General features: G+C 70.4%; 17 protein-coding genes, 1 tRNA gene and 1 pseudogene. 6 read left to right on the top strand and 13 right to left on the bottom strand.

The annotated features are described in order from the left end of the window. Positions 1 to 34 precede the first annotated feature (34 nt). A complete protein-coding gene (locus ACEZDG_RS02595) occupies positions 35 to 1,312 on the bottom strand; it encodes a competence protein CoiA family protein (protein WP_380501739.1) in 1,278 nt (425 codons plus the stop codon). 241 nt (positions 1,313 to 1,553) lie between these two features. Here ACEZDG_RS02595 and ACEZDG_RS02590 point away from each other — a divergent pair, with 241 nt between their 5' ends. Next, positions 1,554 to 2,948: a hypothetical protein gene (locus ACEZDG_RS02590; protein WP_380501737.1), complete on the top strand. Its 1,395-nt coding sequence runs from the start codon at positions 1,554 to 1,556 to the stop codon at positions 2,946 to 2,948. Between the two features lie 90 nt (positions 2,949 to 3,038). Here the strand turns inward: ACEZDG_RS02590 and ACEZDG_RS02585 are convergent. Further along, positions 3,039 to 4,299 (bottom strand): annotated as a pseudogene (locus ACEZDG_RS02585) (IS256 family transposase). A 306-nt stretch (positions 4,300 to 4,605) separates the two neighbouring features. Then, a tRNA-Pro gene (locus tag ACEZDG_RS02580) sits at positions 4,606 to 4,679 on the bottom strand. Between the two features lie 258 nt (positions 4,680 to 4,937). On the opposite strand from ACEZDG_RS02580, the gene ACEZDG_RS02575 reads away from it, so the two are divergent. Further along, positions 4,938 to 6,725 (top strand): cytochrome c biogenesis protein DipZ, encoded by a 1,788-nt coding sequence (locus tag ACEZDG_RS02575; RefSeq protein WP_380501735.1) that lies wholly within the window; start codon positions 4,938 to 4,940, stop codon positions 6,723 to 6,725. Here ACEZDG_RS02575 and ACEZDG_RS02570 read toward each other — a convergent pair. Beyond that, entirely contained in the window at positions 6,687 to 7,415 is a 729-nt protein-coding gene (locus ACEZDG_RS02570; protein WP_380501733.1) for a TetR/AcrR family transcriptional regulator, read from the bottom strand. The two genes, ACEZDG_RS02575 and ACEZDG_RS02570, sit on opposite strands and share 39 nt — an antisense overlap. A 92-nt stretch (positions 7,416 to 7,507) precedes the next feature. Here ACEZDG_RS02570 and ACEZDG_RS02565 point away from each other — a divergent pair, with 92 nt between their 5' ends. Then, positions 7,508 to 8,209: an SDR family oxidoreductase gene (locus ACEZDG_RS02565; protein WP_380501731.1), complete on the top strand. Its 702-nt coding sequence runs from the start codon at positions 7,508 to 7,510 to the stop codon at positions 8,207 to 8,209. A 202-nt stretch (positions 8,210 to 8,411) separates the two neighbouring features. Here the strand turns inward: ACEZDG_RS02565 and ACEZDG_RS02560 are convergent, their stop codons facing one another. Next, a complete protein-coding gene (locus ACEZDG_RS02560; protein ID WP_380501729.1) occupies positions 8,412 to 9,341 on the bottom strand; it encodes a LysR family transcriptional regulator in 930 nt (309 codons plus the stop codon). 130 nt (positions 9,342 to 9,471) lie between these two features. Here ACEZDG_RS02560 and ACEZDG_RS02555 point away from each other — a divergent pair, with 130 nt between their 5' ends. Next, positions 9,472 to 9,834 (top strand): YybH family protein, encoded by a 363-nt coding sequence (locus ACEZDG_RS02555; RefSeq protein WP_380501727.1) that lies wholly within the window; start codon positions 9,472 to 9,474, stop codon positions 9,832 to 9,834. A 14-nt stretch (positions 9,835 to 9,848) separates the two neighbouring features. Here ACEZDG_RS02555 and ACEZDG_RS02550 read toward each other — a convergent pair whose 3' ends face one another. Further along, on the bottom strand, positions 9,849 to 10,478 hold the full coding sequence (locus ACEZDG_RS02550) for an ArsR/SmtB family transcription factor (RefSeq protein WP_380501725.1): 630 nt from the start codon (positions 10,476 to 10,478) through the stop codon (positions 9,849 to 9,851). 105 nt (positions 10,479 to 10,583) lie between these two features. On the opposite strand from ACEZDG_RS02550, the gene def reads away from it, so the two are divergent. Further along, positions 10,584 to 11,246 (top strand): peptide deformylase, encoded by a 663-nt coding sequence (gene def / locus ACEZDG_RS02545; RefSeq protein WP_380501723.1) that lies wholly within the window; start codon positions 10,584 to 10,586, stop codon positions 11,244 to 11,246. A gap of 47 nt (positions 11,247 to 11,293) precedes the next feature. On the opposite strand, the gene ACEZDG_RS02540 is transcribed toward def, so the two are convergent. The 5 genes from ACEZDG_RS02540 to ACEZDG_RS02520 form a co-directional block, all read right to left on the bottom strand. Next, positions 11,294 to 11,929, bottom strand: coding sequence for a carbonic anhydrase (locus ACEZDG_RS02540; RefSeq protein WP_380501721.1), 636 nt, complete (start codon positions 11,927 to 11,929; stop codon positions 11,294 to 11,296). A 59-nt stretch (positions 11,930 to 11,988) separates the two neighbouring features. After that, positions 11,989 to 12,558 (bottom strand): hypothetical protein, encoded by a 570-nt coding sequence (locus tag ACEZDG_RS02535; RefSeq protein WP_380501719.1) that lies wholly within the window; start codon positions 12,556 to 12,558, stop codon positions 11,989 to 11,991. 97 nt (positions 12,559 to 12,655) lie between these two features. Further along, complete coding sequence (locus ACEZDG_RS02530; RefSeq protein WP_380501717.1) at positions 12,656 to 13,666, bottom strand: magnesium transporter CorA family protein; 1,011 nt, start codon at positions 13,664 to 13,666, stop codon at positions 12,656 to 12,658. Further along, entirely contained in the window at positions 13,659 to 14,660 is a 1,002-nt protein-coding gene (ppk2, locus tag ACEZDG_RS02525; RefSeq protein WP_380501715.1) for a polyphosphate kinase 2, read from the bottom strand. The genes ACEZDG_RS02530 and ppk2 overlap by 8 nt, the downstream gene beginning before the upstream one ends. A 66-nt stretch (positions 14,661 to 14,726) precedes the next feature. Then, positions 14,727 to 15,512, bottom strand: a complete 786-nt coding sequence (locus tag ACEZDG_RS02520) for a hypothetical protein (RefSeq protein ID WP_380501713.1) — start codon at positions 15,510 to 15,512, stop codon at positions 14,727 to 14,729. Positions 15,513 to 15,756: 244 nt separating this feature from the next. Between ACEZDG_RS02520 and ACEZDG_RS02515 the strand changes: the two genes are divergently transcribed. Next, positions 15,757 to 15,924 (top strand): hypothetical protein, encoded by a 168-nt coding sequence (locus ACEZDG_RS02515; protein WP_380501711.1) that lies wholly within the window; start codon positions 15,757 to 15,759, stop codon positions 15,922 to 15,924. Between the two features lie 94 nt (positions 15,925 to 16,018). Here the strand turns inward: ACEZDG_RS02515 and ACEZDG_RS02510 are convergent, their stop codons facing one another. Beyond that, the gene (locus ACEZDG_RS02510) at positions 16,019 to 17,854 is read right to left on the bottom strand and encodes a discoidin domain-containing protein (RefSeq protein WP_380501709.1); all 1,836 of its coding nucleotides are present in this window, start codon (positions 17,852 to 17,854) and stop codon (positions 16,019 to 16,021) included. A 206-nt stretch (positions 17,855 to 18,060) separates the two neighbouring features. Beyond that, positions 18,061 to 20,541 carry an RICIN domain-containing protein gene (locus ACEZDG_RS02505; protein ID WP_380501707.1) on the bottom strand — a complete coding sequence of 827 codons (2,481 nt, stop codon included), beginning with the start codon at positions 20,539 to 20,541 and terminating at the stop codon, positions 18,061 to 18,063. Positions 20,542 to 20,726 lie beyond the last annotated feature (185 nt).

The following is a 20,726-nucleotide window of genomic DNA, read 5'->3' as shown; positions in this document are numbered from 1 at the left end:
TCCGCGCAACGCGGGAACCTAACCGCTACCACGCTCAGTGGCGTCCGGCCAGGACCTTGGCGCGACAGTGTTCGCAGGCGTGGCGGGAGCCGGCACCGTAGCGGTGGATCGGCGTTCCGCAGCCCGCGCACGGGCCCACCTCCCACGGTTTGCAGAGCTGGCAGGCGGCTGCTGCCAGGCGTTGCTCCATGGTTGCCTGGAGGCGCTGCGTGAGGTTCGGGATGACGAAGAGCCGCGGGGGGACGTCGTCGAAAGTGTGCAGTCCGGTACCGGCGGCGTCTCCTCGGCGGGGGCGGGGGTCGTTGAAGACGAAGGTCTCGTCGCCGTAGTGGCAGGTCGCGTCGAGTTCCTGCTCGGTGAAGGCCAGGGGCTGCTCGGCGTCCGCTGACGCGGTGTCGGCCGCTTCTGCGGGGCCGAAGATCTCCAGCCACTGGTCGCGGTCGCCCGCTGGCACCCACATCCGTGAGCTGCTGCGGGAGTCGCGCTGGCTGGGGATCTGCATGGGCAGGTATTCGCCGTCGGCGCTGGCGGCGACCAGGTGGTCGACGTCGGTGTGCGGCTTGGGCGGCAGGCACAGTGCGGGCAGCACCCACTGCACGTGGAACCGGCCGCAGGCGCTGCCCGTGTCGGGGCACGGGCGTTCACTGCTCGGCAGGCACTTCCAGCGCTGGAGGTGGCGGACGCCGGCGCGCACCAGCATGGTGCGCGGTGAGGCGATCTCCTTCCAGGTGAAGTCGTCGACCCGCGCCCAGGGGGCCCGGTCGATCAGCGCGGCCCGGTCGCTGGTGGTCACCCACAGCGGCACGATGCCCGCGTCGGCGCTGGCCTGGGAGCGGCGGCGGACCGTGCTGGCGGTGATGGGCGCGTACTGCGCCTCCCAGCCGATGCGTCGGCCACCGGGTCCGGTGACCAGGACGTCGCTGCGGACCTTGCCGTCGGCGCTGCGGGCTTCGACCTCGGCGGCCAGGCCGTGCCGCTCGGCGCTACGCGCGATGCGTTCCTTCATGGCCTTGTGCTTGTCGCTCTCCTCGGCCGTCGGGGTCCTGCGGAGCGGCAGGTGCGCGGCGACCAGGACGACGTGCCCGTTGACGGGCCGGCGCTGGATCGTCATCCACGGGGTGTGCTCCCCGTCCTCCTCGGCCTGGCAGATGCCATCGTTGTGGTGCTCCAGGCACTCCAGGAGTTCCCGATCGCGCTTGTCGATCGGCTGGGTGATCTCCTCCAGCAGTCCCGGCCGGTCGGGATTGCCGAGATCTGCGTGGCTCAGTTCGATCACGGTGCGGTACCCAGTGTGGAACACCCCGTTCGCCATGCATACGAGCGTAGAACCGGCCCGCGGCATTCGACAGGGTGCGCTGCATGCCAGCGACGGCGCTCTGCCGCCTCTGCCCCGGCCTGGAAGCGCCCCCTGGTCGTCGTGCACGTGACGAGCGATCGGACCGGCCTACCTCACAACGCCAGTTCACGGGCGGCAATCGCGATACGGGTCTTCTCCTGTGCGGGGCACATCTACGCTGGCGCTGGCGGCGATTGAGCGACGCGGAGGCGAGCACGTGGCGAACACCCAAGCGAAAAAAGCCCCCACCCAGTCACCGGTTTCCGAATCCGTGATCCCCCTGGGGCCGTGGACCGGTGCTGTCTTCGAGGCCTGGGCGGGCAAGACGGGTTCGGTCTGGCACGCCGATCCCGAGTGTCGGAGCCTTCGCAGCAGGGCCCGCACCGAGTCTTACGCCCAGCCGGCCGCAGGCACGTTGGACGCCAGGAACCTGCCCGGCCGGCTGCACTGCCTGCCCCCTGGGGCGCTGTCAGACTACGCAGGCGCCGCGAAGTTCCTCGTGGACTTCACCGGCGCGACAGCGCATGGCAGGGCAGAACTACGTGAGGGGCGGATGGACCTGTCCCTGCTGGTGGGCGAGCAGTCGCTGGCCTCGGACGGCTGGGAGCATCTGAAGTCACCAGCTCTCGATGCGCTCTGGCAGGAGGCCGAGCGCGATCGACGGAGTTTGGCGGAGGACCTGCAGCGCCAACTCACCCATCGACTGCCCATGATGCTGGCAGCGCAGTGGATCCTGAACGGCAAAACTCCGCGCAGGCGCCAGCCCCGATACACCGCCTTCCTGAACGTCGCGGCGGACGAGTTCAAGGCCCGCGAGATCACTGCGTCGACGAGCACCCGCTACCTCGACAACGAGGACCTCCTGCCGTTCTGGCTTCACCAGGTCGCCCACGGTCGCTCGGCGACATCCGCGACCACGGACATGAGCGAGCGAGTGGAGAGCGAGACCCGCCACTACCGCAGCGACCTCGAAGAGGACTTCTACACCCGGCTGCGCGCAGCAATGGCCCAGGTCGGACAGGCTTGGGCGCACAAGCTCGACGGCGTCGTACTCGCCCACTCCGGAGACGTCGCCGCCCTCTTCGACGAGCACAAGCTCCTCATCTCCTGGGACCTGCAGTGCGTCCTGGCCTCGGTGCTGCCCTGCGCCCGGCTGCGCACGACGGACTTCTCCTGGGTGGCCGGCCGCGTCCCCGCGATCCTCTCCCTGTTCCTGCGAGAGAGGGACAAGGGCCTGGTCGGGCTGGTCCTGGAGACCGAGCGCACCCAGACCTTCGAAGCGGAGCAGGCCACCCTGCTCCTGCGCAACATCGTCCGCCTGCTCGACCGGCCGGCCCTCCTCGACCACATCGCGCAGTGCGGCGCCGAGCCCATCGGTCCTCGACGGCCCATCACCGTCAGCGACCACGTCGAGTCCGAACTGCACTGGCAGCTCCACGGCTTCGGGTACGGGATCCATGACGCCGGACTGACGCCTGCCAAGCTGCTCCCTGCTATTCAGGCGACCTGGGACGGGTGCGAGTTGGAGACGCCCAGGAGCCGAGGGGCGGCGTCGAGGCAGGGGCGGCCGACTCGCCCGCGGACTGCGGCCCGGCTTCGTGACCAGGGATGACCAGAAGGTCTCAGCGGGCCGGCTCGGGGGCCAGAACGCCTGCGGCCCGAGGGTGTGTCCAGCGAGTGGTGGGAACTTGTTTGATGGGGTTCAGCGGCGGGCAGCGGAGAACCGTCCGTCGAAGGCGATGTCGAATGATGGCCCAGCGTTTGCGGCCTGTGCCGGTCGGGTCCAGGCTCATGACCGCCAGATAGACGCACTTGAGGGCGGCCTGCTCGTTCGGGAAGTGCCCGCGGGCGCGGACGGCCTTGCGGATGCGGGCGTTGACCGACTCGATGGCGTTCGTCGTGCAGATGATCTTTCGGATCTCGACGTCGAACTGCAGGAACGGCACGAACTCCGCCCACGCGTTCCCCCAAAGCCGCACGACCGCCGGATACTTCGCGCCCCAGGCCTCGGTGAACTCCAGGAACCGCTCCAGGGCGGCGTCCTCGGTCGGCGCTGTGTAGACCGGCCGCAGCGCCTTCGCGATCTTGTCCCAGTCCTGGCGGGCCGCGTATCGGAACGAGGCCCGCAGGAGGTGAATCACACAAGTTTGGACAATCGTTGCAGGCCAGACGGTGTTTACAGCGTCCGGAAGTCCGGTCAGTCCGTCACAGACGACCATGAGGACGTCGTTGACGCCGCGGTTCCTGATCTCGGTCAGGACCTGCAGCCAGTACTTCGCGCCCTCTCCGCCGTCGCCGACCCACAGGCCCAGGATGTCGCGGGTGCCGTCGGCCGTGACCGCCAGCGCCACGTAGATCGGCCGGTTGGCCACCTGGCCGTCGCGGACCTTCACGTGCACACAGGCGATGAACACGACCGGGTAAACGACGTCCAGGGGCCGGTTCTGCCATTCCGTCATGCCGGCCACGACGCTGTCGGTGATCGTGGAGATCGTCTGCTTGGAGACCTCGGCGCCATAGACCTCCCGCAGGTGGGAGGAGATCTCCCCATGCGTCAAGCCCTTCGCCGACAGGGACAGCACCATCTCGTCAACCCCGGACAGGCGCCGCTGGCGCTTGCGCACCAGTTGCGGCTCGAACGTCCCCTCCCGATCCCTGGGCACCGCGATCTCGACCGGCCCCACCTCAGTGGTCACCGTCTTGGTGCGGTGCCCGTTGCGGTGGTTGGGCGCCTCCTCGCCACCGGCCACCTCATGCCGGCCACGGCCCAGGTGGTCGGTCATCTCACCTTCGAGCGCCGACTCCAGCACCCGCCGAGTGAGCTCCGCCAGCAGGCTGCCCTCGCCCGTCAGCTTCATCCCACCAGCCCTGGCCTGAGCCACCAGTTGCCCGACCAGATCCCGATCCACCAGGTCCAGCACGGGGCTCGCAGCCCCGGGCGCGGCCGACCCGTCGGCCTCGATCTCACTCGTCACGGTAGACATCAACTAGCACTTCCTGTCCGGAAGTTCCCACCACTCACGGTACAGACCCCGGAGCAGTGGAAGCCGTCGCCCGCCTCCTGGCCCAAGCCGAAGGCGACAACCATGCGACAGCCAGCCCCGCCCCCTCCACCACCCGCAGAATATGGAAAAGCCTGCTCAGAAGGCACCAAAACACCACCCTGCAGGCCGCGTGAACAAGCGTTCACGACCACACTGCGACCACCACGCAAAAGAGACCGTCCCCACCAGAAGGTGGAGACGGTCTCTGACCTGCGAAAACTTCTGTCGGGACGACAGGATTTGAACCTGCGACCCCCTGACCCCCAGTCAGGTGCGCTACCAAGCTGCGCCACGTCCCGAGGCTGCGCTGCCTTGCGGCTTTGCGGCCCTGTTCCCGGTCTCCCGGGCACAGGAAGAACAATACAGCACGTCGGGCGGTGTTCGCGCCCACCTTTCGCGCGGCGGGTATGGGGCGTCTGCGGGGCGGAAGCCCTGGTCAGGGCGGGGGTGGGGGAGGGAAGGGGCGAGTACGGGGGGTTCCCAGGTACTCCCAGGTACGGGGCCTAGGCTGGGGCCGGCCGGTGAACTGTGCACCGGGGCCGTTTGGGGAGGCACCCTTGATCACGCTGCTCCTGATCGGGTTTGTGGGTGGCCTGATCACTGGCATCTCGCCCTGCATCCTGCCGGTCCTGCCGGTGATCTTCCTGTCCGGCGGGGTTCAGGGCGTCCAGGCGGACCGGAGGCGTCCGTACCTGGTGGTGCTGGGGCTGACGCTGAGCTTCGCCGCGTTCACCCTGGTCGGGACGCTGCTGCTGAGCGCGCTGCCGCTGCCGCAGGACATCATCCGCTGGGCGGGGCTCACGGTGCTGGTGCTGCTCGGGGCGGGGATGCTGTTTCCGCAGGTGGAGGCGCTGCTTGAGCGGCCGTTCGCGCGGATTCCGCAGCGCAGGGTGGCCGCGGACCGGGGTGCGTTTGTGCTCGGGCTGGCGCTCGGGGCGGTCTACGTGCCCTGCGCGGGTCCGGTGCTCGCGGCGATCACGGTGGCCGGTGCGACCGGGCGGATCGGCGCCGACACCCTGGTGCTGACCATGGCCTTCGCGGTCGGGACCGCCCTGCCGCTGCTGGCGTTCGCGCTGGCGGGACGGGGTATCGCCGAGCGGCTGCGGTGGTTCCGCAGTCGGCAGCGCGGGATCCGGATCGGTGCCGGGGTGGTGGTGATCGCCCTCGCTGTCGCGCTCACCTTCCATGTCACGGATGCCGTCCAGCGGGCCATCCCCGACTACACCTCCGCGCTCAACCGGGCCGTCGACAGCCCGCACAGCGTGGCCAAGGCGCTGGCCGGCCAGCAGGGAACGGGATCAGGGACAGGAACGGGGTCGGACGACGGGGCGGGGGCCGGGGCGGGAACGGCGCCGTCGTTCGCGCTGTCCGACTGTGTGCAGGGCGCCAGCACCGGCGAGGGTCCGGCCGGGCTGCAGGACTGCGGCCCGGCGCCCGCGCTCTCGGGGATCCAGCAGTGGCTGAACACCCCAGGGGACGCGCCGGTCAGCCTGTCCTCGCTCAAGGGCAAGGTCGTCCTGATCGACTTCTGGGCCTACTCCTGCATCAACTGCCAGCGTGCCATCACCCATGTCAACGCCTGGTACTCGGCCTATCGGGCCGACGGTCTCGAGGTGATCGGGGTGCATACGCCGGAGTACGCCTTCGAGCACGTCCCCGGCAATGTCGCGGCGGGGGCGAAGCGGCTCGGCATCGGCTACCCGGTCGCCCTGGACAACAACTACAAGACCTGGAACAGCTTCGGGAACCAGTCCTGGCCGGCCGACTACCTGATCGACTCGACGGGCACGGTGCGCCATGTCGGCATCGGCGAGGGCAACTACGCGGGGACCGAGTTGCTGATCCGCCAACTGCTCAGCGCCGCCGATCCGGGCGTCGTGCTGCCTCACGCGACCGACGTCGCGGACACCACGCCGACCTCCGCGACCCAGACTCCGGAGACGTACCTGGGCGCGGCCCGTGCGGACAACTACGCGGGCCGGACTCCGCTCACCCTGGGGACCAAGGCCTTCGCCTACACCGCCTCCGTCCCCGGCGACGCCTTCACGCTGGCCGGGAGTTGGACGGTCAGCGACGAGTCGCTGACCGCGAAGGCCGACGCCGGGATCACGCTCAGCTTCGAGGCGGACGAGGTCTACCTCGACGTGGGCGGCACCGGGACGATCACGGCGACGGTGGACGGGAAGACCACGACCCGCCGGGTCTCGGGGGCGCCCAACATCTACACCCTGGTCGACCGCAAGGCCGGGGCGCAGGGGTCGGCGCAGGCCCAGGGGCAGGGGCAGGACACGCTTCGGGTGACGCTGTCACCCGGCCTGAGCGCGTACTCGTTCACCTTCGGCTGAGGCTGAGTCAGAAGAATCAGAAGCAGATTGAGCGGCGTCGGTCAGGCCGGCCGCGTTCAGGAGGACCAGGGCGGTTGCCGTGGCCAGGCCGTCCAGGGGCTGGTCCTGGACCACGGTACGGGCCCCGGCGCCGTCGAAGACGATGGTCAGCTGCCGGGCCAGGGTTTCGGGGTCGGACACGCCCGCACGCGCGGCCTGTGTGTGGAAGAACGCGGTCAGGGCCTGCTTGTAGCGGCGGGCGACCAGGCTCGCGGGGTGCCCCGGGTCCTTGATCTCGGTCGCCGTGGAGACGAACGGGCAGCCCTGGTACTCGGAGGTCGCCGACAGCGCGTCCAGGCGCTCGAACACGTGCAGCATCAGCGCACGGGGCGGACGGGGATCGTCGGGGGCCGGCAGCAGCAGTTCCTGGTAGGCGGGGCCGCTGCGTTCCAGGCTCGCCGCCAGCACCTCGTCCTTGCTGCCGAACAGCTGGTACATGGAGCGCTTGGAGACCCCGGCGGCCTTGCACAGCGCCTCGACGCCGATGCCGACGCCGTCGCGGTAGAAGAGCGCGGCGGCGGCGTCCAGCAGGCGGTCGCGCGAGGCGGCCCCGGGCACGCGGCTGGCGGGGGCGGCGGGGGCGGCGGGCGCGGCGGGGGCCGCGGAGCCCTCGGTGGCCGCGGTGATCGTGGGGGTCTCTGGCGTCGTCATGGTTCCGAGGTTACGCCGGGCGGTGGCGATCGGAAACCGATCGGTGTATGTTCGGTGGAAACCGATCGGTTTCCACGACTGAGGGAGAGACCATGACTGAGATCGCAGGCGCCACCGTCCTCGTCACCGGCGGCAGCCGGGGCATTGGCCGGGCGCTGGTGGAGGCGCTGTACGAACGTGGCGCCAAGAAGGTCTATGCCACGGCCCGCGACGTCTCGACCGTGCGGACCCCCGGGGCGATCCCGCTGGCCCTGGAGGTCACCGACCCCGCCTCGGTGGCGGCTGCCGCGGCCCAGGCCCAGGATGTGACCATCCTGATCAACAACGCCGGCCGGGCGGTCAACGCGTCCTTCCTCGATGCCCCGATCGAGGACGTCCGCACTGAGTTCGAGACCAACTTCTACGGCCCGCTGCTCACCGCCCGCGCCTTTGTGCCGATCATCGAGCGCAACGGCGGCGGGCACCTGCTGAACGTGGCCTCCGTGCTGTCCTGGATCGGGCTGGCCGGCTCCTACAGCGCCTCCAAGGCGGCGCTCTGGTCGCAGACCAACTCGCTGCGGCTGGACCTGAAGCCGCGGGGCATCGGCGTCACCGGCCTCCATGTCGGCTATGTCGACACGGACCTGGCCGCGCACATCGACGCGCCCAAGTCCTCGCCCGCGGACGTCGCCAGGCAGGCGCTGGACGGCATCGAGTCGAACGCCTTCGAGGTGCTGGCCGACGAGTTGTCACGTCGGGTGAAGCAGGGCCTGGCCGGCGACATCGGCGCGCTGTACCCGCAGTTGGCGGGATAACCGAGGGCGGCGGCGGGGCGGCGGCGTCGGGGGGCGCCGGTCGTGCTCGGCCCGGCAGGAGAATGTGCGCGTGGGGTGAGAGAAAAGAGTGCGCAGACTGTTGATTAGTGTGACGTGTACGTGCCATCCTTGGGATGCCCGGACGGTGATGGTCGCAACCCGCCGCCCGGGCGCATACATCTACCACTCTGCATTGCTGCATCTAGATCGACGGTGTGAACTCCCGTCGGCAGTGCAGCAGTAGCTCCCGCAGGGCGGGGCCGCCGGTCGCCGTCCAGACCAGGGCCAGCACAGCCGGTGTGTCGACGTCCTCGATCGGGACGGCGACCAGTCGGTCCGCGCAATCCACTGCCGCGGACCCCGCGGACCCTGTGGATCCCAAGGACGCCATGGACTCGGAGAGGACGGCGACGCCGAGCCCGCGGGCGGCCAGGTCGGCGACCGCGGTCGGCGCACTGGCCTGGAGGGCGATGTCCGGGCGCAGGCCCGCTGCGGCGCAGGCCGCGTCGAACACGGTCCGGATCCCGGTCCCTTGCGGCAGGCAGACGATCGGATGCGCGCAGACCCGGTCCAGCGTCGTCCGCGACCGCGCGGCCAGCGGGTGGTCCGGCGGCACGAGGGCGACCAGGCGTTCGCTGACGATCGGCAGGGCGTCCAGGCCCGCCGGGGCCGTGCCGGAAGCGCCGATCAGCGCGAGGTCCAGCGCGCCGTCGCGGACCCGCTCGACCAGCTGGTCGGAGGTGTCCTCGACCAGGGTGATCTGGATGGACGGGTGGCTGCGGTGGAACGCCGCCAGCGCGTCGAACAGCGGCGTGACCGTGCACGCGGTGACCATACCGACCACCAGCCGGCCCCGGACCAGGCCGTTCACCTCGTCCACGGCCTTCTGCAGCGCGTCCGCGGAGGCGAGTGCGGCCCGTGCGTGACCCAGAGCGGCTGCGCCGGCCTGGGTCAGGGTCGCGGTGCGACCGCTGCGGCCCGCGCGGTCGAGCAGTTGGGCGCCCAACTCCTGCTCCAGTTGCCGGATCTGGGCGCTGACCCCGGACTGGCTGATGTGCACGCGCTCGGCGGCGCGAGTGAAGTTCGCCTCCTCGGCGACGGCGACGAAGTACTCGAGCTGCCTCAGTTCCATAGCTGCTGATTCTAGTAGCGAGAAGAACTATCTGTTGGATTTCTGATGAGACCCGTTCCAGACTGGGAAGTGAGCCGGAACGAATGATCGTCGACAACGGGAGGCAGCAGTGTCCGAGAACGAGCGAGCGATGAAGCCCGAAGACCTCACCCGCCTCTTCGTCGAACGCGCCAACGCCGGTGACGCGGCCGGGATCGCGGCGCTCTACGAGGAGAACGCGGTGATGGCCTACCCGCCCGGCAGCCGGACGGTCGGCCGCGCGGCGATCCGTGAGCTGTGGGAGAAGGTACTGGCCCAGGGGCCCCACTTCGAACCGGAGCAGCCGCTGCCCACGCTGCTCAGCGGGGACCTGGCACTCACCTCCACCCCGCCCAAGGACGGCTCGGGCGCGAGGGCGCAGGTCGTCCGCCGTCAGCCGGACGGCAGCTGGCTGCGGGTCCTGGATCAGCCCGAGTTCAACCCGCCCACGCCGCCCACGGCGCCCAAGGAGTAGCGCGGTCAGCGGTTTCAGTCCTGCTCGGACGTCCCCGGCGTCGGGAGCAGCGGGAACAGGCGGGTGATCAGGGCGACCGGGCGGGCGTCCGCGGGGCGGGCGGAGGGCTCGTGCTCCCGGGGCAGGTAGTGGGCCAGGGTCTGGCGCACGGCGTCGGCGACGGCGGTCAGTTCGTCCGGGGTCAGGTAGACCACGGCGCTGAAGGCCTCGTCCCGGCGCCACTCGGGCGGGGCCTGGTCCCGCTGGGCCAGCCAGCGCTGGTGGCTCTCGTCCTCCAGGCCGCGGGCCAGTTCGCCGAAGCCCTCCTCGGCGGGTGAACCGGGCAGTGGGCCGGCCCCACCGGCCCCACCGGCGGCGTCGGCGTCGGAACCGGGGGTGCTCGGCGCCGGGCGCAGGCGCCAGGGCCGGGCCCGGCCGCCGGCCTGCGGAACTTCCTCGATGCGGCCGTAGCGCGCGAGTTGACGCAGATGGAACGAGCACAGGCCGGAGCTCTGGCCGAGCCGCGCGGCTGCCTCCGTCGACGTGACCGTCCCGAGCTCCGCCAGCAGGTCGAGCAGGGCGCTGCGCAGCGGGTGCGCCGGCATGCCCTGGTCCATGCCCTCGTCGGTGTGCGGGCGCGAGGCTCGGATTTCGTCTTCGGTCACTTTGCAAAGTCTGCTACTTTGCAAAGGATGCGGTCAAGCCGCCCGGCCGACCGCGACCGTGTTCCTGGGACCGTGTTCCCGGTGCGAGAAAAGGTGAGGTCCGCAGTGTCCGCGCTTCATGGCCGTCCCGATGCCGTCGATCGTCGGGTCCGGGTGCAGGGTGTGCCCGTCGACTCCTATCCGGCCCTCCCTCCGGAGGCCGGACGCGGCTCGGTCCGGCGGATCACCGTGGTGGGGGAGGAGATCCTGCACCGTCCCTGCCGGCCGGTGACCGAGTTCGGGACCCCTGAACTGGCCCAGCTCGTCGACGACATGTTCCTGAGCATGTATGTCGCGGAGGGCGCGGGGCTGGCGGCCAACCAGGTCGACGTCGACCTGCGGCTGTTCGTCTACGACTGCCAGGACGAGAACGGGGTCCGGCACGTCGGACACATCGTCAACCCGGTGCTGGACGAGCCCGATCCGGCCCACCGCGTGCTGATCGAGGACGGCGAGGGCTGCCTCTCGGTCCCCGGCGCCGGGGTGGAGGTCCCGAGGACCGACTACACCGTGGTCCGCGGTTTCGACCAGGACGGGAACGCCCTGGTCATCGAGGGCACCGGCTACTTCGCCCGCTGCCTGCAGCACGAGACCGACCACCTGAACGGCTTCCTCTACCTGGACCGGCTCTCCAAGCGGGACCGGAAGGAGGCGCTGCGACAGATGGCGGACCGTCAGGAACGGGTCTTCGCCGAGCGGGTCAGCAAGGCGGCAAGCCTGGGCCGCTAGGGCCTCACCGGCCTCCTCGCGTCCGGCGACACCGTGGGGTCGGGACCCTACTGTTCGGCGTCCTTCTCGTTCGGTCCGACCACGATCCGGGCGCTGCCGTCCGCCAGGCGGTAGGAGAGGCCGACGACGGCGACCCGGCCCTCGGCGACGGCCTCGGCCAGCAGCCGCGAGCGGTTCAGCAGTTGGTCGACGGTGCGGCGTATGTGCGTGTCGATGAAGTCGTCCGGCTCGGTCAGCCCGGCGGCGTGGGTGGCCAGCACGCTGGGGGTGACCCGTTCGACCACGTCGCCGACGTAGCCGGGCTGCTCCGTCCCCTGCTCCACCGCGCTGCGGGCCGCGCCCACCGCGCCGCAGGCGTCGTGGCCGAGCACGACCACCAGCGGGCAGCCGAGCAGGCTGACCCCGTACTCGATGCTGCCCAGCACCTCAGGGCCCGCGACATGTCCGGCGGTGCGGACGACGAACAGGTCGCCCAGGCCGCGGTCGAAGATGATCTCGGCGGCGAGCCTGGAGTCGGAGCAGCCGAACAGTACGGCGAACGGGTACTGGGACGGGGCCAGCGAGGCACGGTGTGCGGCGTCCTGGTTGGGATGCTCGGCGCGGCCGTCGACAAAGCGGCGATTGCCCTCCTGCAGCAGGCGCAGGGCTTGGACGGGAGTCAGGTCAGCAGTGGCTTCAGGCACAGCATGATCATACGGCGGTCCCGTTCGGACGGCCCGGACAGCCCCGAACGTCGCCGCCCTCAGGGCTCCCGGGCGGGCAGCGGCTCGCCGCACTGCCCGCAGTAGCGCGCCGACAGCTCGGGGGAGAGCCGCCCGCAGGCCGTGCACACCCGGTCCAGTCGGCACGGCCCCTCGCCGCCGGCGGAGCCCGTGCCGGTGCTGGTGCTGGTGCCGGTGCTGTCGGGCAGGCTCAGCCCCTTGATGCTCAGGGCCGGGCGCCGCTGGTGCACGGTGAGGTACACCAGCCCCTCCGGGCCGGCGTTCAGCGACCGCCGCGAGCCGCGCGGCAGCCACACCACGCTCCGCGGCGCCAGGAGCTCCGCACCCCCGTCACCCGTCCCGCCCGCTCCACCCGTCCCGCCCGCTCCGCCGAGCCGTCCGCTGCCCTCGATGACGACCAGCAGGACGTCCAGGTCCTCCTCGACGTGCTCGTCCACCCCGCCTCCGGGCGGCAGCCGCACCACATTGGCGTCCAGCTGCCGTCCCGGCTCGGCGAGCCGCCACAGCGCCCCGCTCCGACCCGCCGCCGCCCGCGCCAGGCACTCGTCGAGCCCGACCAGCACCTGCGGCACGTTCCGGGTGGGTGACATCGGCGACCGCCTCCGGGTGGACCCCATGGGGATGGATGGATGTATGGCTGAGGGCCTTCGCATCGTAGTCGCGGGGGACGGCGGCGCCGCGGACGGGTCAGATCCAGTCGCGGCGCCGGAAGACCAGGTAGAGCACCAGGGACAGCAGGACCATGATCGCGCAGGACACCCAGAACCCCGCATGCGTTCCGAAGCCGGGGTAGGGGACGTTCTGCCCGTAGAAGCCGGTCACTGCCGTGGGGACGGCGATGACCGCGGCCCAGCTGGTCACCTTCTTCATGATCAGGTTCATCCGGTTGCCCTGGATGGTCAGATTGGTCTCCATCACCGAGGTGACCAGGTCGCGCAGCGACTCGGTCCACTCGGTGACGCGCAGCACATGGTCGTAGACGTCCTGGTAGTAGGGCAGCAGCGGCTCGGTCACCAGGCGCAGGTCGCGCCGCAGCAGCGAGTTGACGAGCTCGCGCATCGGCAGCACCACCCGGCGCAGCCGGACCAGGTCCCGGCGCAGTTCGAACGAACTGCGCTGGACCGCGTGGATGGCGTCGCGGCTCTCCTGGAACAGCAGGTCCTCCAGTGCCTCTATCCGCTCGTCCAGCTCCTGGACGGCGCTGAAGTGGTTGTCGACCAGGTAGTCGAGCAGGCCGTGCAGCAGGAAGCCGACGCCCTCCTTGGCCAGGTCGGGGGAGTCGTCCCAGCGGGAGACGACCTGGTCGAGGTCGAGCCGGTCCCCCTTGCGGATGGTGATCAGCGCGTTCGGGGTGACGAACACCGAGACCTCCTCGGCGGTGAGCCGCCCACCGCCCGGATCGGGGCAGACCGCGTAGGCGCTGAGGAAGAGGTGGGTGGGGTAGCGGTCCAGCTTGGGCCGCTGGTGCTCCTGCCCGGCGTCCTCCACGGCGAGCTGGTGCAGCCCGAACTCCTCGGCGATCATCGCGAAGTCGGACGAGGTCGGATCGCAGACGTCCAGCCACACCGTGCAGCCGCTGTCCTGCACATGGTCGGAGATGTCCTGGACCGGGAAGTCCTCCCGCTCCAGCACGCCCTTGCGGTAGAGCCGGGTCCGCGCCGCCCCGGCCGCCCCCTCGACGTGGTGCGGTTCACCCATGCTCGCCCGCAGACGGCACCACGGACGGCGCCACAGAGGACGGCGCCACCGAAGGCTCCGCCGCCTCCTCGCCGGCCTCCAGCAGGTTCGCTGCCGCGCCGATGATCCGCGGGTCCGGAGCGCCGACGACCTCGGCGTCCTTGTCGGTGTAGTCGAACCGCGCCAGGACGCTGCGCATCGCCTCGACCCGGGCGCGCTTCTTGTCGTTGCTCTTCACCACCGTCCAGGGGGCGTGCTCGGTGTCGGTCTCCCGGAACATGGCGACCTTGGCGGCGGTGTACTCGTCCCACCGGTCCAGCGAGGCCAGGTCCATCGGGCTGAGCTTCCACTGCCGCACCGGGTCGATCTGACGGATGGTGAAACGGGTGCGCTGCTCCTCGCGGGAGACCGAGAACCAGAACTTCACCAGCGCGATGCCGTCGTCCACCAGCATCTTCTCGAAGGCGGGGGCCTGCCGCATGAACCGCTGGTACTCGTCCTCGCTGCAGAACCCCATCACCCGCTCGACCCCGGCCCGGTTGTACCAGGAGCGGTCGAACAGCACGATCTCGCCCGCGGTGGGGAGGTGCTCCACATAGCGCTGGAAGTACCACTCGCCGTTCTCGCGGTCGGTGGGCTTCTGCAGGGCGACCACCCGGGCGCCGCGCGGGTTGAGGTGCTCGGTGAACCGCTTGATGGTGCCGCCCTTGCCGGCCGCGTCCCGGCCCTCGCAGACGATGACGATGCGCTGGCCGGTGTTCTTCACCCAGCTCTGCAGCTTCAGCAGCTCGATCTGCTGCTGCCGCTTGTGCAGCTCGTACTCCGGGCGCTGCATCCGCTCGTCGTAGGGGTAGTTCTCGCGCCAGGTCTGCACGGCGCTGCCGTCCTGGCGGATCAGTACCGGCTCGTCCTGGTCGGTGTAGTCGATGCGGAAGTCGGAGAGAAGTTCGATTCCATCGAACAGGGCTCGGGTCTGGGTACCGGTGCTGTCGGGTGACACGGGCTGTCCTCTCATGCTGGGCCGGTGCTTCTGCGGTTCTGCGGGGCTTTTCGTCGAGGCGGGTCCGTACCGGCGGCTCGGTCAGGGCGATTGGGCGAACCACAGCACCAGTGCCCCTGACAGCAGCGTCACCACGGCCCCGGCCATTCCGAGCGACCGGGCCAGGCTCCGCGAGTTCGCCGCCTGCAGGCGGCGCCGCTCCCGGACGGCCGTCCGGTCGTCGGTGGTCAGCACGGTGAAGCCGCCGTGCCGGGTCGGCAGCAGGACGATGGAGCCCTGCCGGTGGCCGTGGCCGGCCGAACCCAGGGCGTACACCTGCCGTCCCGCCGCGAGCCGGGTCTCCCACAGCTCCAGCCGCTCATGGCTGCGGGCGGTCTCGATCAGCCGGCGCGGGACGATCGGCGGGGCGGTGTCGACCGACGAAGGGCCGAGCACCCGCAGGGTCAGCTCGGTGGCCACCGGGTCGTGCAGATTCGGCGGCCCGGTCAGCAGGCGCGGGTCGATCAGCACATGGCCGGACGGGTCGACCAGCGCGGGCGGCATCGGCGCGGCCAGGTCCAGCAGCAGGTCCTCGCCCGGGGTGTCCTCGGTCTGGCGTCGGGTCGGCGTCCGGACCAGCCGGATCGCGAACCAGGCGCACTCCTCGCCGCTGACCGGTGCGGTCAACGGCCCGGCGGGCCCGTACGCGGTCTCGCCCACGGCGGCGATCCGCCGTCTGCCGCCGTGCAGGGCGCCGAGCGGCGTCAGCGGTGTGCGTTCGACCAGCCGCCCCTCGTGGAGCTCGCCGACATGCAGCAGCAGTGAGGTGGCGGCGGCGATGAGGAGACAGAAGCCGAATATCAGTGCGAGCACCATGACGGTGAGCATGCGACCACGGTAGGGATGCAAGGTGAACGCAGGACAGGCCTGGGCACACATCCGTTTACATCCGCTGTACACGCGGGCGCGTACGGTTGACCGGAGCTCATTGGAGAGTTGAGTCGCCCGCGACGGGTAGACGACAGGACAACACCCACCCCCGCAGGAGGGCAGTACCGTGTGGGAATGGCGGCGACCGCGCTCCCGCTCCGCTCAGGACCAGCCGAAGCTGCGTCTTGGCATCCGTCCGGCCGTGCCCGCCCATCCGGCCGCCGCAGTGGACTACGTCCTGGCCCAGGCCACCGCGCTGCTGTCCTGCGCCCGCGCGGCCCGGGACGGGGTGGAGGTGCAGCGGCTGCTCCAGTGGATAGACGCCCGCCTGGACGAGCGCCTGCGGCTGACCCGGTCGCCCAGCCCCTGACCGGAACACGGGGGAGGGGTGGAGCCGCCCGGTCAGGCGGCCCCACCCCTCCCTTTGTCATTCCGGCTCGACCAGGGTCTGTCCGGCGCGGCGGTCAGCTGCCGAGCACCTGGAACTCGTAGAGCGAGTAGCCGTAGGCGGTGCCCCGCTGGGTCCCGTAGACCCGGACGTAGCGGCCGGTGCCGGTGACGTTCAGGGTCTGGTTGCCGCCGGTGCCTGTGGTGGTGGAGTAGACGGTGGTCCAGTTGGTCCCGTCGGGCGAGGTCTGGATCTGGAACGCCTTGGCGTACGCGGCCTCCCAGTTGAGCTTGACCTGGCTGATGCTGTGGCTGGCGCCCAGGTCGACCTGGAGCCACTGCGGGTCGCTGAAGGCGCTGGACCAGCGGGTCCCGGCGTCGCCGTCGACCGCCGCCGAGGCGGGGAAGGTGGCGTTCTCGGTGGACGAGGCGGTCGCCGGGTGGCCCTGCGAGAGCAGCGTGCCTCCGCCGCCGCCCGCCGCCGGTGTCCCGTTGACCGAGAACTCGTAGAGCGAGTAGCCGTAGGCGGTGCCCCGCTGGGTTCCGTAGACCCGGATGTAGCGGCCGGTGCCGGTCACCGCCAGGTCCTGGACTCCGCCGGTGCCGGTGGTGGTGGAGTAGACGGTGGTCCAGTTGGTCCCGTCCGGGGAGGTCTGGATCTGGAACGCCTTGGCGTAGGCCGCTTCCCAGTTGAGGGTGACGTGGCTGATGTCGTAGGACTGGCCCAGGTCGACCTGGAGCCACTGCGGGTCGCTGAAGGCGCTGGACCAGCGGGTGGTGGTGCTGCCGTCCACCGCCGCCGAGGCCGGGGTGCCGGCGTTCTCGGTGGAGGAGGCCGTCGCGGTCTTGCCCTGGGCGATGTTCGTCCCGCCGCCGGTGCCCCCGCCGCCGCCCGGGGCCTTGTTGTAGACGGCGACGTAGTCGATGTTCATCTGCCCGCCGGAGACGGTGGCCGCGTTGGGGCCTCCGCCGAAGGCCGCCGGGAAGCCGCCGCCCATGGCCAGGTCGTAGATGATGAAGAACGGGTGGTCGACGGCGTTCGCCCAGGTGGTGGCGTCGACCTGGGTGGAGTTGACGGTGAAGTAGTTGCTGCCGTCGAGGTACCAGCGGATCTGCTCGGGCGAGACCGAGCGGTCGATCTGCACGGCGTAGGTGTGGTAGCCGGTCTGGCAGCCGGCGCAGGCGCGCTCACCGCTGCCGATGCCGGTGGTCTCGTTGCAGGGACCGCCCTGGCCGACCCCGCAGTGCAGGGTGCCGAAGACCGAGCTGCGGCTGTTGATGTCCTCCAGGATGTCGACCTCGCCGGAGCCCGGCCACGGGGTGCCGGTGCGCAGCGTGGAGCCGAGCATCCAGAAGGCCGGCCAGTACCCGGCGCCGTTGGCGGTGGTCAGGTTGGGCTGCTGGATCGAGGACTGCATCTCGACCACGCCGCCGGGAGGGGCGCCGAAGGTCGCGGCCTGGGTCTCGATCCTGCCGGAGGTCCAGCCGGAGTTGGGGTCGCTGCCGGAGTGCAGGGCCTTGAGGACCAGGTGTCCCGCGCCGTCCTGGTAGACGTTGGAGGCGCTGTTGGTCATGGTCTCGATCTCGCCGGTGCCGAAGCTGCTGCCTGGTCCGGTGTCGTACTTCCAGTTGCCGGCGTCGACGCCGCTTCCGGAGGCGCCGTTGAAGTCGTCGCTCCAGGTGGTGGTGAACCCGCTGGGTGCGGCGGGCACCGTCGCGGGGGAGACGGCGGCGGGTGCGGCGGCCGGTGCGGCGGCGACCGTGGACCCGAGCGCGCTGGGGGCGACGCCGAGGCCGATCCCGCCGAGGCACAGCGCTCCGACCGCGACTGCTGCGGCGAACCGCCGTGTCCTGAACGGGGAATGACGCTCTGTCTGATTGTCAGTGCTGCGTGGTGTGCGGCCCGTGAACATGGGTCTCCTTAGCGGAGGGTGCACGCCCGCAGGGGGATACGGGCGTGCAGGTGGGGGCCTCCGGCCCAGGGCGCGGCGCGGTCCGAATTGAGGGGTTTCAATTCAGAGAGCGCTCTCAGATCCAGGACGCTACCAGCGCTTGACGCAGTCAAGTCAACCCCTGTGCAGCTCCGGAACCGCGATCCAGGGTTTTGTCACGGTGGTTGTCACAGCAGTTGCCAGAGATGGTCACTGGTGCCGTTGTCGGCGAACTGGACGACCTGGGCGCTGTTGGCGGTCGACATGCCGGCCACGCCCAGCACCTTGCCGGAGTTCTGGTTGCGGATCCGGAACCAGCCGCCGCCGCTGTCCAGCAGCTGCCAGAGGTGGTCGGCCGTGCCGTTGTCGTCGAACTGGACCACATTGGCGCTGTCGGCCAGTGACATGGTGTCAACACCCATCACTTTGCCGGAGTTGAGGTTGCGGATCCGGTACCAGCCGCCGCCGTTGTCGACGAACTGCCAGAGGTGGTCGGCGGTGCCGTTGTCGTCGAACTGGACCACCCGGGCGCTGTTGGCGGTGGACATTACGTCCACGCCGATCAGCTTGCCGGAGTTCTGGTTGCGGATCCGGACGTAGCCGTTGCCGGGGGTCCAGGGGCGGCCGGTCGCCGAGGTGGTGGGGAAGGCGCTGATCCGCAGCCGGGCCGCGCCCATCGGGATCAGGGTGACCGTCTCGGTGGTGGTCGTGGTGAGCGCGGGGCTGTCCTCCAGGGTGGTGACCACCTGCTGGCTGTCGGCCGCCCAGGAGGGGATCCGCTGGGCCGGCGCGGTGATCCGTACCGGCACCGTGCCCTGGGTGAAGGGATTGGCGGCCAGCGTGCCGCCGACAGCGGTGAAGGCCAAGCCTGTTGCGGGTGCGGACGGGTTCAGCGCCAGGCCGTAGTTCCACGGGGTGGTGGCATGGACCGCGTACTCGGGGAACTCGGCGCTGCCCGCGTACTGGACGTAGCTCTCGCCGATCTGCAGCGAGTACTCCAGCGGGCCGTGCGAGACCGACACCGCGCTGTGGTCGCTGCCCCAGGTGCGGACGGCGGTCTGCTGCGGCAGCCGCAGGGTGACGGTGTCGCCGTTCGCCCAGGTGCGGCTGAGCTTGGTGTAGGCAGGACCGGCCGGGGCGCTCACCGTCTGCCCGTTGACCGCGAGTTGGGGGCTGCCGCACCAGCCGGGGATGCGCAGGTAGAGCGGGAAGGCGAGGCTCTTCGGCAGCGACAGGGTGAGTGTGACGGTTTCGGCGAAGGGGTAGTCGGTGGTCTCGGTGATGGTGACCGAGGTCCCGTCGGCGACCTTGGCGGTGACCGCGCTGGCCGCGTACATCGCGGCGGCCAGGCCCTTGTCCGGGGTGGCCAGCCACAGCTCCTCGGTGAAGTAGGGCCAGCCCATGCCGTAGTTGTGCGGGCAGCAGCGGTACTGGTCGACGCCGGGCATGTACGCCTGCATGGCCCAGTTGTTGGAGAACTGCCCCTGGGTCTTGGCATTGTCGTCCAGGTCCACGCTGTTGGCGGAGGTGATGTAGTGCACCCCCTTGCCATTCGGATCCAGGGCCGCCGGAAGGGAGTTGAAGGCCAGCTCCTCGCAGCGGTCGGCCCAGACCGGGTCGCCGGTGATCCGGTTCAGCAGCTGGTGGCTGGCCATGAACTCGACGATGCCGCAGGTCTCGAAGCCCTGCCGCGGATCCCCGTACCCGGGACGGGCGTTCTCGTCCCCGGCGAAGCCGCCGCCGGGGAACTGCCCGTAGGCGTTCATCACGGCGGTGTAGTTCTGGTAGGCGGACTGGCTGAGCGCGGCCGAGGGGGAGCGCAGCGCGTACTGGGCCGGCTCCCGGAAGCCCTGGGCGATATTGACGTTGTGCAGGGTGGGGAGGTTGTTCACCCAGTTGGCGCCGCCCGCGTGGATCCTGTCGGCGAGGCTGAGCAGGGCGGCGTCCCCGGTGCGGTTGTACAGCCAGAAGATGCTGTCCAGGCCGTCGCCCCAACGGAAGGACACCCAGCTGCTGTTGAAGGCGCCGGGCCCCTGTGCGTTCATGTAGTGGAAGAAGTCGGTGAGCAGCGGGACGATCCGGCTGTCGCCCGAGTACTCCTGCCAGGAGCGGAGCGCCCAGGTCAGCGGCAGGAAGGGCCAGAAGTCGGGCCCGCCGTTGAGGGAGGTGCGCAGGGCGGTCGGGCCGAAGAAGCCGTCCGGCTGCTTGGTGGCGATGATGGCGTCGATCCAACTGCCGGCGCTGGCAAGGGCAGTGGCGTCACGGGTGGCGATGGCGAGGTCGACGTAGCCGCGCAGCCAGTAGGGCACCTCCTCCCAGCCGACCTGGCTCGGGTTGGCCCAGCCGGAGTTGGCCTTGACCAGGAAGTGCGAGGTGTCCTGGTAGCGCCCGCACAGGCCGCCCAACTGCAGTTGCAGCTGGCCGGCCAGCCAGCCCCGGGCGGTGACGCTGCCCGGCGGCAGCCGGAGGAAGGCGGTCGGCTGGAGCGGGGCGGCGTTGGGGGAGTAGAGGCCGCCGGGGGCGGGGGCCACGGTGGCGGCGGCCGGTGTGGCGGCGGCGCCGCGGGCGGTGGCTGGGGTCGCGGCGTTTGCGCCGGGGGCGGGCAGGACCAGCCCGGCGGTGCCGGTGGCCAGGATGGTGCCGACGAACTGGCGTCGGTTGAGAGGCATGGCGAACTCCGGGAGGGGACGACGGAAGGGTGGGGGGTCGTTCCAACGTTGGAAGAGTGGTCGCAAACGGAATGAGAGCACGCGGTGCGGTCGCTGTCCAGGTTTTTTGCCCGCATTTGCTGTTTTTCAACGTTGAAACTGCTGCTGCTGAGGCGTGCTGATACTCGGGGGAATGCCCTGTCGGA

Origin of the sequence: Streptacidiphilus alkalitolerans, assembly GCF_042511045.1 — a bacterium.
Taxonomy (GTDB): domain Bacteria; phylum Actinomycetota; class Actinomycetes; order Streptomycetales; family Streptomycetaceae; genus Streptacidiphilus; species Streptacidiphilus alkalitolerans.
This window is presented reverse-complemented; position numbering and strand designations above follow the sequence as displayed.